Origin of the sequence: Curtobacterium sp. PhB142 (assembly GCF_004341255.1) — a bacterium.
GTDB lineage: Bacteria > Actinomycetota > Actinomycetes > Actinomycetales > Microbacteriaceae > Curtobacterium.
This window is the reverse complement of sequence record NZ_SLUT01000012.1, coordinates 12,535-25,735: the sequence shown is the minus strand read 5'-3', so window position 1 is coordinate 25,735 and position 13,201 is coordinate 12,535. Positions and strand designations below refer to the sequence as shown.

The window sequence follows — 13,201 nt, the reverse complement described above, 5'->3', positions numbered from 1 at the left end:
CAGAGCGGGTTAGTCGTGGGAGCCGGCGTCGCCGGCCTGCTCAGCGGCCTGGTGGCCGGCACGCACCGCGGATGCGGCAGCTTTGAGGGCAGCGTTGGCGAGGACCGCGCCGACGGCGACGGGCGCCCCGACACCGGTTGCTGCGGTGCCGGCGGTCGCGGCCTTGCCCGCTGCGGTGGTGGCGCCCTTCTGCGCGGCCGCCTGCGCGGTCTTCCGTCCCCCGGACTGCGCTGCCTGATTCGCCGCACCACCAGCCCCAGCGCCGCTACCGCCGATGGCGTTGATCGTCGTAGAACCACCGCCCCCGCTGGCCTGTGCGGGCTGGGTGGACGGTGTCCACCCGCTGCCGCTGCCGCTGCCGTTCTGCGCAGCGTCGTTGGGGCTCTGCGGCCCCGCACCGCCACCGCCACCGCCACGACCCCCACCGTTGGTGGGGATCTGCGGGACGGAGTTCCCGTTCGGGCTGTTCAGCCCGCCGTCGCGGGACTGCCCGCCGCCGCCGACTGCGGCGGTTGCTGGGGAGGCGATCTTCATCAGCGCCATCGGGGCGAAGACCATCATGCAGATCAGTACCGCGGGCAGGGCGAGGTTGACGAACACGGCGAAGTCGCCGGCGTCACCGTTCACTGCCTTCATCTGCAGGCCGCCGACGGCGCGGAACACGATGCCGACGAGGAGGATCAGCAGGGCGTGGGCGAAGTTCAACGCGATCCACACCGTCGGGCCGATCTTTCCCAGGTGCCGGGTGCGGGCGTTGATCAGCCACACCAGGAACAGCGACATCAGCGCGCCGGTGAGGTACATCGTGGCGAGCTGGATCAGCAGCACGAACACCACCACGATCATCCCGAGCAGCAACCCGATGAGGGTGATCTGCGAGATCAGCGCGGTCCCCCACAACGCTTGCGCGTTGTCGGACGCGGCGGCGTCGCCGAGGCCGGTGAAGTAGTCCTTCGTCGACGACGACACCGACCACAACGCGATCGAGTCCTCGAGCTGGACGAACACCTTCCCGACCAGCTGGCCAACCAGCGGCCCGAACGCTGCGGAGATGACGAACCCGGGCAGCGCCACGAACAGGGTCTCGGCGAGCTCCTTGCCGGAGTTCTTGCCCTTCTGGGTCTGCACGAACGAGATCACCAGCAGCACCGCGGCGACGAGGAACGCCATCCCGAACGACACCCGGTACGACGAGATCCACCACTTCGCCGTGTAGTCCGGGTGGAGCGCGTCGATCATCGGCGGGACCAGCTTCGTGGCGACCACGTACACGCCCTGCTGCAGCAGCGACGTGATGTATCCGGCGGGGTCCTTGGTGAACTCGACCGCTTTCACCACGTCGGATGCTGCTTTCGCACCGTGGCCGACGATCCCGGCGACGATGCCCGTCAACCCGCCCGCGAGGTTCGCGCCGGCGTCCTGCCACCAGGCCATCAGCAGCCTCCAGTGAACGTGGTGCCGGTCTGGGTGGCGTTCTGCCGCCAGTCGCCATCACCGGACGCCCCCGACACGACCCAGCCGCCGTCCGTGGCGGTGAGAGTGAACTGCCCGCCCGTGTAGTTGGTCTGCCCGTTCCGCACGTCGGCCTTGCCGTCCGTGGTCGTCGCGGCGGCGATGTCGATCGTCACCGTGTGGGTGGTGAGGTCGACGACCTTGAACGCGCCCTTGGACAGGTCGGCGGTGTGCTGCTGCGCGTCCGCGTACGGGGTGCCCTCGGAGACTTGGTTCTGCAGCAGGTCGTGCGCTGCGCCGGTGGTGGCGATGTTCACGACCTGTTCGATCCCGGACCGCCACTCCGGGTCGGCCGCGGATGTGACCTGTAGGAACCCGCCGAGGAACTCCGCGGCGCCCTCGACGGTGAAGTCCTTCGTCCGTCGCAGCTGCAGCAGGTCCTTCCCGGTGATCTCGACCCCGGCGACGCAGCCCGACACAGTGCGCCGTTCTGAGGTGCCGAGGCTGTCCACCGTCGGCGCCGAACCCGGCGTCGCCGACGACGTCGTCGCCGGCGCAGAGGCGGACGCGGCGGGAGCGCTCGTCGGTCGGGGCAGCAATGCCACGACGATCAGCACCACCAGGGCGGCCGCAACAACTGCGGCGGCGAAGATCAGCGCAGCCTTTCGGACGCTGACCCGCTTCGGATGTCCGGTGTTCGTCTCGTGCTGGTCGGGGGTGCTCATCAGGCGCCTCGCTGCGCGGCGGTCGTGATCGCGACGAACAGGGTCGGGGCGAGGATCACGCCCGCGATCGCCAGCCCGGTTCCGAACGCGACGTTCCGGGCGTGCTCGGCCTCGTTCGGCTTCTTCGCATCGAGCGCTTTCCGCAGACCGAGCAGGGCCTTGATGAAGAAGAACGCCAGGATGATCAGCGCGATCCCGAGCGCACCGCCAAGGGCCGGCACCCAGACAGCGTTGAAGCCGTCACCGAGCCAGTCGAAGTTCGGCGTGACACCGCAGAAAGGGTTCGTGTTGTTCCCCGAGCACGCTGCGACGACGCGCGTCGGCACCGGGGCGGTGGGGATGGGCAGAACAGACATGGATGGTCCTTTCGTGGGTTACGCCGACACCCGGCCGGAGCCGGAATCGGAGTCGTCGTCGGAGTCGTCATCGGTGGGGACGGGCGGGAGTGCGCGCAGCTGCTCGGGGAGGTCTTCCGCGGGCTCGGCGTACCCGGAGGCGCGTCGGCCGCGGTTGTAGAAGCGCTGCAGGTTGACGTTGTCGGTCAACTGGTGCTTGCAGAACGAGCAGTACGTGTAGGGCGGGGTCTGCTTGCCGCACTCCGAGCACGTCACCCAGTCCTCACGCGGATCCGACGCCACTGCCGGCACCACCGACGCCCGCGGTGCGGCCGCTGCCGACACCGGCGCCGGCGTAGGCGCCTCGTCAGCGTTCGGCGCGGACTCTGCCCCGTCGGGGTCCTCGTCATCCTGCGGCGACGTTGCCGCAGTGGGTGCTGCTTCGCTCGGCCGTGCAACGGCCGTGCTGGGGGCCTCGCCTCGCACGACGCGGACGATCTCCGCGGCCGCGAACGTGAACGCATCCTGCGTCTGCTGGGACACCTTCGCCCAGGTGATGTCCCGCCGCTCTGCGATGTGCGCATCGAACGGGATGTCGAACTGCCGTGCACCGCCGCGCTCCTCGAGGTAGCGAACGACGTCGTCCCGGTCGACGCTGTTCTCCGGCCGCCCATCCGTCATGCGGAGGATCACGGCGTTCCGAGCGAGCTCGGCAGCGTGCCCGCCAGTCGCGATCAGCCCGTCGAGCATCTCGATCGCTTTCAGGCCGGAGTCGCGGGCCATCATCACCGGCACGACCAGTACGTCCGCGACGTCGATCGCGCCGAGGAACGGCCCCGTCGTGACGACGTTGCCGGAGTCCATGAACCGGAACCGGTAGTACTCGTCAATCACCCGGGACACGTTCACGACGTCGTCCGCGGTCAACGCGGGACGGGACTCCCCCGGCCGGGAGCCGAACACGTCGACGAACGAGGACTGCTGCACGGCGTAGCCGGCGAGCTGCCCGGAGGATCGGATCGACGTGATGTCGCGCACCAGGTCGCCGAGGTCGAGCTGCGGAACACCCTCCGCACGCAGTGCAAGCGTGCCGGAGTCATCCGCGACCTCGAGCGCGCAGATCCCGTTGCCCTTCACCGCCGCGAATGCCGACGCCAGCCCCAGGGTCGCGGGCGTCTTCCCGGACGTGCCCTTCGGGTTCGCGATCAGCACCCCCACCGGGCGGGTAAACGCACTATGCAGGATCACCGCCCGCGCGCTCTCGAGCGCCGCGCGGCGCTCGCGTGCCTGCTGCTCCGCCGCACCTGGCGGCAGCTTGAAGCCGATCCGGTTCAGCCCGCCTCTCAACCCGGTCTTTGCGAGCCCGGCGGCGTCCCCTTCCACCTCCACGGAGCGGAACAGCGTGTGTGCCGGATCGGGGGCGTGATGCACGCTGGTCTGGTGCTGAGTCTCCAAGAGAGCCCTCCAACTTAATAAGTTGTGGGTCCCCCACCCCTGCGGAGGTCGCGAACTGCGGGGGCAGTGGACCCCCATTTAGGGGCAGAATGTGCCGCTAACAGTAAACTACTGTGCCGGCAGCGGCGCAAGCCGTTCGAGGCTTTCTCTGTGCCGCTAGCGGTACGTGCCGCTAGCGGCACACTACATACTTCCCTGGTGGGAGTCCCTATCCTGGGTGGATGCCGGATGTACCCCAAGGCGCCGCGGACGAGTTCTCGCAGGCGATTGCGCGAGCGATCGAGGACGCCAAAGCTGCCGCGGGACTGACCACCCGAGACCTCATCAAGCGCTCTGGTCTGTCGGCGAACTACTACTACCGCCGGGCCCGCGGTGAGCTGCCGTTCACGACGAACGACATGTCAGCCCTGGCAACCGCGTGCGGTGTGACCGTCGGCGACCTGTGGTCTCGCGCGCAGGACTCCCTCACGCCCAAGGTGAAGAGCCCGGAAGAGGTCGTGTCGGAGCGCGTGCACAAGCTGCTCGCAGTGGCGCAGGCTCAGTTCCCGAAGCTGGACGTCCAGGGCGCCCTGCTCGCTAGCGACGTCGCGCAGGAGTCCCACCTGACCCTCCAGCGTTGGCAGGCCGTGCTTGCCGGCGAACACTCGGATATCACCGCTGAACAGCTCGTCGCGATCGCAACGTTCTTCGGCGTTGATGAGTCCTACCTGACGCAGCTCGAGCTCTCCGGCACCATCGACGACATCGACGCGCGCCTAGACGTGCAGCAGGCGTTCGCGCAGACTGAAGCGAGGGGCGCGTCGTCACGTGGGGTCGCCGGCGCCAGCCCCGCATCCCTCCGCGCACTCGCGCGCGCGATCCGGGAGAGCAAGCGGGCAGAGGAGTAGATGTACGTGAGTCAGAGCGACCAGGTCGAAGTCGCCGTCGACGAGCAGCTGCAGGGGATCTTGGATCGCCTCGCACTCCCGGACGATGACCGCAGCTTTGACCGTTTGTTCGGCATCGTCGAGTCCCTGTACGGCAAGCGCCTCAACATCAGTTCGATCAGCAGCCCGGATCAGCACCACACCGGCTACTGGATTGACCATGACGACTACGGCGTGATCATGTACCGCAAGGCCGATACGGCCACGGTGCGGCTCCACACGCTCCTGCACGAGTTCATCCACGTCGTGGGACGCCACAGCGGCTGTTCCGCACGCCCGGAGGCGGCAGACGCGATCCGGAACGCCGGCGGCGGCAGCATCATCTCGATCCGAGGCCGGTCGGTCACCGACGGGCATCTCAGCGACGAGCTGCAACTTGAAGAGGCCGTCGCAGAGCAGGGCGCCTTCGCGCTCGCGAGGTGGCTCCGTGGCGCTGGTAGCGAGGCGGCGGCGGACATCTTCTGATGCCCGTCGTGCTCTCCGCGACCGCACTCGCGCTCGCGCTCGCGGTCTTCATCGGCCGCACTCCACGAGCACTCCGCCGGCGATTCTCCACTGGTGAGCAGCAACCGCTCCCGCCGGCGTGGGTGGCGTCCGGCTATGCGATTCTTGGCCTCCTAACCCTTGGTCTCCTCTGGCCAGCAACCACCCTGGACCAGGCGCTCCCCTTGGTCGGTGGGCAGAACTTCCTGAACCTCATCGAAGCGCTGACCGCGACCGCCGGCTTCTGGTACCTCCGCGACGCGATCCGTCTCTACAGCGGAGATCGAGAACCAGGGCAAATCCGCTACCTCGTTCTCATCGCCGCGGTCCTCACCGGCTTCTTCATGGCCATCCCGAATCGGGAAGGGCCAACAGAGACGTTCATCGACGAACACCTCGCGTCCCTCGCCTGCTGGGTCTACATCAGCCTGTACATGATCGGGTTGCTGTGGATCTCGCTCAGCTCGCTCTTCTCCGCACTGCCACGTAGGAACGCCGTCGCGGGACGCCTGTTCATCGCCGGGTTCTCTCTCGTCATCGCCGCGGCGATCGCCGACCTGGTGTACACGGCCATCGGGCACTTCGCCGGCGAGCTCACGCCGCTCGGGAGCGCGTTCTTCCTCGCCTTCCAGCTGCTGTTCTACCCCGGAATGATCACGATCATCGTGGGCTACGTGCTCGCCGGCGTCAGCCGCACCCTGTGGCGATACAGCGCCTGGCAGCTCGAACGGATGCTCGGCACACCGAGCTCGCTCAGCCTCATCAAGCGGATGGTTCAGGCCCCCGACCCGCTCGACCATGCCTACGGCCTCACCATCGAGATCCAGAACCGACTCATGAACGAGACCCTGCAGCTCACCGGCGCCGAAAGCCGGCGGTTCCGCAGGACCGAGCGTTGGATCGCCCGCACCACCCTGAACCCCTCCGGAAGGACCTGGAACGAATGACCGGATCAGCAGCACTCACCACGGGTATCGCGATCGGCGCCGGCCTCGTCCTGGGCGCCGCAGCGCTGGGCGTCGTCGGCGGCCGACGGGCCATTCACCCTCGGCCGAAACGACGCCCCGTCGTCCGATCCGTCGACGTGCAGCAGATCCGACTCGAGCGCACCCCCGCCACGAGTGCACCAGGTCAGTACCGCATCCGCTTCGGGGCGCAGGACGCCCTCAGCGCCCTCGTCGGCGACATCGAGGGCCAGGACGAGACAACGGTCACGCGCGCGCTCGTAGACGCCAGTCAGGGCCTCCCGGCCGTTGACGACGCTGTTCTGTGGACCGGGTACGTCTACCCGGATCCTGCTTCGGTGGACGCGCCGTACGAGGAAGTGCAGATCCACGCCCCCAGCGGCCCGCGGAAGGCGTACCTGTTCCAGAGCGGCACGCCGACCACTCGTTGGGCTATCCACGTCCACGGCATCCACTCGTCCCGCACCTCCGCGCTCAGGAGCGTGCCCGGCGCACTGTCGGCCGGGCTCACCTCCTTGGTCGTCTCCTACCGCGGCGACGTCGAGGACGCCGCCGCACCTCCCGCGACGCTCGGCCAGGAGGAGGCGCACGACGTCGAAGCTGCGATCCAGTACGCCGTCGACCACGGCGCGAAGGACGTCGTCCTCGTCGGCTGGTCGATGGGCGCCACCATTAACCTGATCCTCGCCGCCACCTCGAAGCAGCGGTCGCGCATCGCCGGCCTGATCTTCGTCGGACCCGCCCTCGACTGGCGGTCCATCATCGGCGCCGCCGCTCGGCGCTCCGGGATCCCCGGATTCCTCGCACCGCTGTTCACCACCGCGCTGACAGTGCCCGGTCTCGCACAGGCTGCCGGCCTGCGCCGGCCGCTCCGCGCCGCCCACCTTCGCCCGTCCCTTGACGGCACAACCGCGCCAGTGCTGATCCTGCACTCCGAGGGCGACACGGACGCCCCGATCGGGGCATCCGAGGACCTGATGCGGACTTACCCGGCCCAGGTCACCCTCGAGCGGTTCGAGCCCGTCCCGCACGGCATGGAGTGGAACAGCGACCCGGAACGATTCACGACGCGCGTCCGCCAGTTCGTCGAGTCTCTGCCGTAAACGGCACTACGGTGTGCCCGCTGCGGTAACCTATCGAACATGCCAACCGCTCTGTCTACCGCGAGCCCAGCCAGGACTCTTCTGACGAGCGGTATCCGACACACCGTCCCGGCCTCCCCGCATAAGCCACCCGTTAACACCACACTCGTGCGTATGACCGGATCCAACGCAGGTGTGAAGCGCAATCGTCTTCCCCGCGGTGTGAACGCCGCGCGCCCGGATATCGCCCTGCACCCGGACACGGGGCAGGACTACCTCGATGCCGCTCGCGCATCCGGGAATCTGAGCGTCTCGCTCTACCTCGAGCGGCTTCGTGCCCAGCTCGTGGCGGAGTACGGCGCCCTGCCGATCCTTGACGACTCGCTGGAGGTCGCCCACACAGCCGCTTAAACGACAAAACCCCCGCCGAAGCGGGGGTCCGGGGCTAGGCCCCAAGTCATGTGTCTCACTGCCTGTACAGGACGCCAATCAGGTCAGGTTGTGAGGTTCCGAGAGAAGAAGCCCGGTTGGAGCCGGGAGCCTTCGTCGTACCGCCACCCCGAGAGGAGGAGGTGTCGCCATCGTAACGCACGTTGCTGCGCCTGGTACAGATCAATCTGCCCGCGTGTCCTCAACGGATACCGCCTGGGCTCTCACGCGCTCGATCGCGCCTCGTCGGTACGTGAACCGCATGATCGCGGAGGCTGACGGGACGATCCGGTCGAACAGCTACCCGTCGAAGTTCCCGACTGCCGGGCGTACTCCCCCGTCGACGCCGTGGACGATCGATCTCACCGACCTTGACGGACGGTTCTGGTTCGCCGCGTTCGACCTCGACGCGAAGACCCCGGAGGACTTCGACCAGGCGGCCGAGGACCTCGGCGTGCTGGTGCGGATCCTCCGCGACGCGCGGGTGCCGCACGTGGTGTGCCGCTCGAGCCCCACCGGCGGGTTCCACGTGTGGGTGCCCCTCGCAGGCGTCGACAAGGCCACGATGGTGCAGCTCGCCGGCGCCGCGCGCGCTGTCCTGCCGTCCCTTGACCACGGGCTGCTCTGCAACGACCGCACGGGAGCCGTCCGCCCGCCCCTGACTCCACACGCACGCGGTGGCGCGTCGGAGGTGATGGCTGGTGCCGACGACGTCGACGTGCTCCGCACCCCGATCGTCACCGCCGGCGATCTCCTCCGTGTCACGGCCGCGTTCCGTGAGCTCCGGCCCACCGTGGATCCCGCGGACTCCTCCCCCACCGGTCCCGTCGACTCCCACCACCGGGTGCACCGGTCCCTGCCGGCGTGGGGTGAGGCGCACATGGGAACCGTTGCCGGCGGCCGCGACCCGTCGCGCACCGGCTACCTGTGCCTGCTCGCGGCCGCGGTGTCCGGGTGGACCCTCGCCGACGTCAAGCACGCCGCGAAGACCGCACCCGGCATGGAGCACTACCGCACCCGCAACCGCCCCACCGGCGGCCGCGAGCCCCGCACCGCGGCGGAGGCTGCCGCGCGCCTCGAGCGGCAGTGGGCGAAGGCGCAGGAGCGGGCCGTGCTGTACCGGTACGCGCCCGAGGAACGCCAGCAGCGCGACCTGACCCAGCTGACCGGGATCGTCGACATCGTCGATGCCATGCTGCAGGCGTTCACCGCCTCCCCCGGCCGCTGGACCCGCACCGAGGCGGACCTGCACGACAGCACCGTCCTGACCCACCTCGCCTGGCTGTCCCTGCGCTCCGGCTCCCGCGACGTCGGCGCCGCACTCCGGTCCGTGGCGATCGCCACCGGGATCCCCTCGAGCACCGCCGACCGCTCACTCCGCCGCCTCCAGGCGGCCGGATGGATCACCCGCCGACGCCAGGCAGACGGCCCCAACGCCGCCGTCTGGCGACTCACAGACCGGTTTTCCACACCCTCCTTACATGTCGGGCCACTTCATGATGTGACCGCCCGCCCCCCGGCCGACCTCTTCGACACGAGAGTCACCCTCCTGGAAGCTTTGGAAGACCGACTCGACGCTGGACGACACGACGTCTTCACTCGCGCAGGACTCGGACCCACAGCCCGCCGTGTCTACGAGAGCCTGACCACCGACGAGAACGCCCCCGAGGTCGTCGCTGACCGTGCAGGACTCCCCCGCGGCCGCGCACGCGCAGCGCTCGCACGCATGCGCCGTTGGACCCTCGCCATCGTCACACCCACCGGCTGGCGCCGGCGACTCCAGGACTTTCGCACACACGCGGCCAAGCAGCTCGGCGTCGACGGGATCCTGCAACGCCGGGAACAGCAGTACACCGACGAGCGCGACCTCTGGGCCTGGTGGCAGAACCACCTCATCCGCAAGGCCGGCCGCCGCGGCCGCGACCGCACTCCCACCACGCAGGTCGTCATGTTCCGATCCGTCGATGACTACGGCGGTCCCGAGGCGTACCCGTCATATCCATGCTCGAGCGACGGCCGAGCCGACCACCAAGAAGCCATGCGGTTCGTCCGACGCGGGATCCTGCAGGAGCTACGAGACACGGAGTTGGCAGCTTGAACGTATCAACTCCAAGTTAACAACTCGCAACTAATAGTTGCTACTTTATAGCTCGGCCTGTAGGATCTACTTGGCAGCTAACAACTGCGAGTTGCTAGTTGACAGTTTTGACCTGTCAAGTACACTCTACTTAGGAGTTGCGAACTCCCAACTACGAACTTGCAGTAGCAAGTTGGAGGATCAGATGCGCATCGTTACTGTGCTCAACCAAAAGGGCGGCGTCGGCAAGAGCACTGTCGTCATGAACCTGGCGGCCATTGCCGCAAAGCACTCTCGTGTGTTGGTTGTCGACCTTGACCCGTCTCAGCGCACGCTCACTGACTGGGCGGAGACCGCCGACGAGCAGGGGATCGCATTGCCGTTCGACTTCACAGACGAGAACGATCCCGCAGTGCTTCGTCAGCTTCGCGCCGCCGACAGCTGGGACACGATCTTCGTAGACACGCCTGGCAACCTTGAACCCTCCGCGGCGGAGCGCATCGGCTTGGTGCTGGACTCGACCGACTTCGCGGTCCTTCCACTTGAGCCTCAGCCGGCGAGCATCCGTCCGTTGCTCCGGACGATCAAATCCCTCGTGGAGCCGCGGGGCATCCCGTATCGCGCTGTCATCAGCCGTGTGGGCCGCAACGAGGCGTCCTACGCGCGGAAGGACGACACTTTCACAGCCCTCGATGGCGCCGGGATCCCGCATCTGAACACCTGGATCCGCGAGTACATCGCCCACTCGGATGCACAAGGAACCGGCGAAGTCGTCACCAATTACGCGTCGACCCGCAACACGAGCCTCGCGGTGGACGACTTCATGTCAGCAGCGCTCGAGCTGACAACAATCTGGGCCAACGAAGGGAAGTAGTGATGGCACGCGCGAACCTCGCCGGCATCATCGGCAAGCAGGTAGAGACCGTTCCGGTGGCGGACACGAAGGCACCGCCGAGGCCTGCGGCGCAGTCGACGCCGGCGCCCTCGACGCCCGACTCGGACGTGCCCAAGTGGCTCACGTTCGAGCCGAAGCCCACGCGCCAGCGCCGCGATCAACTCGACTGGGTCGAGGCAAAGCGCAAGGAGCTGAATGCGCTCCGGGGGCGCGCGGGAGAGCGGCTGACTGACAACACGTTGATCCGTGTCGCCATCGACCTTCTGATCGTGAACGGCGAGCGGCTGCAGGGCACCACCGAGGCTGAGCTGCGGGCGTCCCTGGGCATCACCGACGACGCCCTGCCCAAATGAGTTTGCAGTTTGCAGTTTATAACTTGTGACTAGTAACCTTGAGCGTGGTTAGCTGCTGGTCTTCGCTGCGCTGTGGCTGCCTGGGTTGTGTTCGTTCTTCAACGCGGCCGCCGCAGCTGGAATGCCGAGAGGTCTCGTGCCTCCGGCTTCCAGTCAGCCGGTCGCGACTCGAACTCGGCCAGAGACATGGGGCTGGGGTCGTTGCCTTGCACGAAGGCCATCAACGCTTTCTCCCGCATGAACACCGCTTCACGCGGAGGCGTCGTGGACACCCCGCTGTGCGCGGCGACCGCGACCAGCAGTACCCGTGCCGACGCGAGGACCGCGAACGTTGGCGCACCGAACTGCTCCACTTCGCTCGACAGCTTCTCGTCCGTGAGCCCGTCCAGCACGCTCGGTAGGAACCACGCCTTCGAGTGAGTGCCACCGCTTCCCATGTTCCAGTGGTGTGCGTCGGCTTTGAGGTACCGCTTGGCGGCGTCGGTAGCGTTGAACATGACGTTCTCGCGGTGGCCGTCGTAGGCCAGCGACGGCGTGGACCCCTTGTGGAGCGGAGCGAGCTCGACGCCGTACCTCACGAGCATGGCGCGGAAACCTTCGACGCCCTCGCGAATCTCAGCGGCACGGTCGCCGATGACCGAACGAGGGAATGCCGCGGAGTTGCGCTCCGACCCTTCGAAGGCATCGAGCTGCCGGGCGAGGATTCGGAGCATGGACCGCGCCGGGGCTGCGTCAGCGTCATGGACGTAGCAAAGCGTCAGAACGGCCTCGATCAGCGCACGCTGGAGCGTCACGAGCGACGTTGACGCCGCGCCGGCTTCCATGACGAGCTGCATCGCATGCGCGTGTTCGTCGATCGCGGTCAGGAGGCGGGTGGCGTCCTCCAATGACTCGTCGGCCATGAATCGGAAGAATCCCGCGGTGTCTGGGTCGTCAATGCCGGCGACCCAGTGGATGAGCCGGCCACGGCCGGACGAGTCCTCGCCTTCATCCCGACGCTCCACGGCTTCGACAATGGCCGCGGCGACGTCTTCTCGAGTCCGTTTGAGTAGCCGGGCACAGTAGGCCGCTGGCGTAACTGCACTCATCGACTAAGCCTCGACGCGGGGGAGCGTGGGGTCGGGAGCCTCGGCGACCGGGTTCCGGTCGCCCGCCCGGTACACCGTCGCGCGTCCGATCCCGAACAGCTCCTGATGCGCGCTCGCGCCGACGCCGGCCACGACCCCGTGCCACTGACCCATATCCGTCTCGATCAGCTCGTCGACGTCGCCCTCGACGACTACCCCGACCATCACATCCCCCTCGAGACAACACCGACCGTCGTCCTCGGCAACGGTGAACTTCTCACCCGGAACCTCGTCGACAACGCCCTGAAATAGAGCGGCGACACCCCGTCGGTCCAGGTCCGCGACGCAACGCTCACCGTCACGGATCACGGACCGGGGGTACCCACCGCGCAGCGACGCCTCGTCCGGCAAGCCGGGTACGGCTCCAGCGAGGGCACCGGGACCGGGCTTGCGATCGTGGAGTGGATCGCAACAGTTCATCACACCCACCTCCAGCTCGACACCCCACCCGAAGGCGGCCTCCGCGCCACCCTTCGCTTCGATCCGCCGCAGGACGAAAACACCCGCATCGCGCTCCTAGCGCTGATCCGGTACACGCAGGTTGGGTACGACATAAGCACCGGAACGGTGTTCATCGACCGCACCCATTCCTGGAACGTAGATTTCAGCAGCGTGTTCGCATCACGCAGTGAGGCGCCCCTGCAGCTTGCCCGCGGCGGCCTGGACCTGCGCATCCTGGTCGACGCTTCCTCGATCGAAGTGTTCGGCGCCGACGGCCAGGTCGTTCTCACCGATCAGATCTTCCCGGACTCCACCAGCACCGGGGTCAGCGCGTTCGCCACGGGCGGCACCGCCCGCGTCGATGACCTCCGAGCCTGAACTCTGAAGTCGATCTGGAAGTAACGCGGAAACGAAGTGCGCCTGCCCCGTCGTCCGGGGCAGGCGCACTTCGTCCGT

15 protein-coding genes and 1 pseudogene are annotated in these 13,201 nt (G+C 67.7%); 10 read left to right on the top strand and 6 right to left on the bottom strand.

Features of this window, described 5'->3' with window-relative positions:
• Positions 1-9: 9 nt before the first annotated feature.
• Genes EDF31_RS18120 through EDF31_RS18105 form a run of 4 tightly spaced genes read right to left on the bottom strand, consistent with a single transcriptional unit; the run spans position 10 to position 3,901 of the window.
• Entirely contained in the window at positions 10-1,434 is a 1,425-nt protein-coding gene (locus EDF31_RS18120; protein ID WP_131847258.1) for a hypothetical protein, read from the bottom strand.
• A complete protein-coding gene (locus tag EDF31_RS18115) occupies positions 1,434-2,177 on the bottom strand; it encodes a hypothetical protein (protein ID WP_131847256.1) in 744 nt (247 codons plus the stop codon). Before EDF31_RS18115 ends, EDF31_RS18120 begins: the two co-directional genes overlap by 1 nt.
• A complete protein-coding gene (locus EDF31_RS18110; protein WP_131847254.1) occupies positions 2,177-2,533 on the bottom strand; it encodes a hypothetical protein in 357 nt (118 codons plus the stop codon). The genes EDF31_RS18115 and EDF31_RS18110 overlap by 1 nt, the downstream gene beginning before the upstream one ends.
• Positions 2,534-2,551: 18 nt before the next feature.
• Positions 2,552-3,901 carry a hypothetical protein gene (locus EDF31_RS18105; RefSeq protein ID WP_131847252.1) on the bottom strand — a complete coding sequence of 450 codons (1,350 nt, stop codon included), beginning with the start codon at positions 3,899-3,901 and terminating at the stop codon, positions 2,552-2,554.
• A 287-nt stretch (positions 3,902-4,188) separates the two neighbouring features.
• Here EDF31_RS18105 and EDF31_RS18100 point away from each other — a divergent pair, with 287 nt between their 5' ends.
• From EDF31_RS18100 to EDF31_RS18065, 8 genes are all read left to right on the top strand, one after another.
• Positions 4,189-4,854: a helix-turn-helix transcriptional regulator gene (locus EDF31_RS18100; protein WP_131847250.1), complete on the top strand. Its 666-nt coding sequence runs from the start codon at positions 4,189-4,191 to the stop codon at positions 4,852-4,854.
• Between the two features lie 6 nt (positions 4,855-4,860).
• The gene (locus tag EDF31_RS18095; protein WP_131847248.1) at positions 4,861-5,358 is read left to right on the top strand and encodes a hypothetical protein; all 498 of its coding nucleotides are present in this window, start codon (positions 4,861-4,863) and stop codon (positions 5,356-5,358) included.
• A gap of 8 nt (positions 5,359-5,366) precedes the next feature.
• Positions 5,367-6,323 (top strand): hypothetical protein, encoded by a 957-nt coding sequence (locus EDF31_RS18090; RefSeq protein ID WP_131973751.1) that lies wholly within the window; start codon positions 5,367-5,369, stop codon positions 6,321-6,323.
• Positions 6,320-7,444: an alpha/beta fold hydrolase gene (locus EDF31_RS18085; protein WP_131847244.1), complete on the top strand. Its 1,125-nt coding sequence runs from the start codon at positions 6,320-6,322 to the stop codon at positions 7,442-7,444. The genes EDF31_RS18090 and EDF31_RS18085 overlap by 4 nt, the downstream gene beginning before the upstream one ends.
• Positions 7,445-7,597: 153 nt before the next feature.
• Entirely contained in the window at positions 7,598-7,834 is a 237-nt protein-coding gene (locus EDF31_RS18080; protein ID WP_131847242.1) for a hypothetical protein, read from the top strand.
• A gap of 280 nt (positions 7,835-8,114) precedes the next feature.
• The gene (locus tag EDF31_RS18075; RefSeq protein ID WP_131847240.1) at positions 8,115-9,950 is read left to right on the top strand and encodes a hypothetical protein; all 1,836 of its coding nucleotides are present in this window, start codon (positions 8,115-8,117) and stop codon (positions 9,948-9,950) included.
• 184 nt (positions 9,951-10,134) lie between these two features.
• Positions 10,135-10,803, top strand: a complete 669-nt coding sequence (locus tag EDF31_RS18070; protein ID WP_131847238.1) for a ParA family protein — start codon at positions 10,135-10,137, stop codon at positions 10,801-10,803.
• A 2-nt stretch (positions 10,804-10,805) separates the two neighbouring features.
• A complete protein-coding gene (locus EDF31_RS18065; RefSeq protein ID WP_207896290.1) occupies positions 10,806-11,177 on the top strand; it encodes a hypothetical protein in 372 nt (123 codons plus the stop codon).
• Positions 11,178-11,275: 98 nt separating this feature from the next.
• Here EDF31_RS18065 and EDF31_RS18060 read toward each other — a convergent pair whose 3' ends face one another.
• Positions 11,276-12,265, bottom strand: coding sequence for a hypothetical protein (locus tag EDF31_RS18060; protein ID WP_131847236.1), 990 nt, complete (start codon positions 12,263-12,265; stop codon positions 11,276-11,278).
• Positions 12,266-12,268: 3 nt separating this feature from the next.
• Entirely contained in the window at positions 12,269-12,613 is a 345-nt protein-coding gene (locus EDF31_RS20200) for a hypothetical protein (protein ID WP_207896288.1), read from the bottom strand.
• Between the two features lie 18 nt (positions 12,614-12,631).
• Between EDF31_RS20200 and EDF31_RS20415 the strand changes: the two are divergent.
• Together EDF31_RS20415 and EDF31_RS18050 are read left to right on the top strand one after the other, a co-directional pair.
• A pseudogene (locus EDF31_RS20415) lies at positions 12,632-12,730 on the top strand (hypothetical protein); the annotation flags it as partial.
• On the top strand, positions 12,710-13,123 hold the full coding sequence (locus EDF31_RS18050) for a GH32 C-terminal domain-containing protein (protein WP_243650145.1): 414 nt from the start codon (positions 12,710-12,712) through the stop codon (positions 13,121-13,123). The pseudogene EDF31_RS20415 and the gene EDF31_RS18050, both read left to right, overlap by 21 nt.
• Positions 13,124-13,201: the final 78 nt, after the last annotated feature.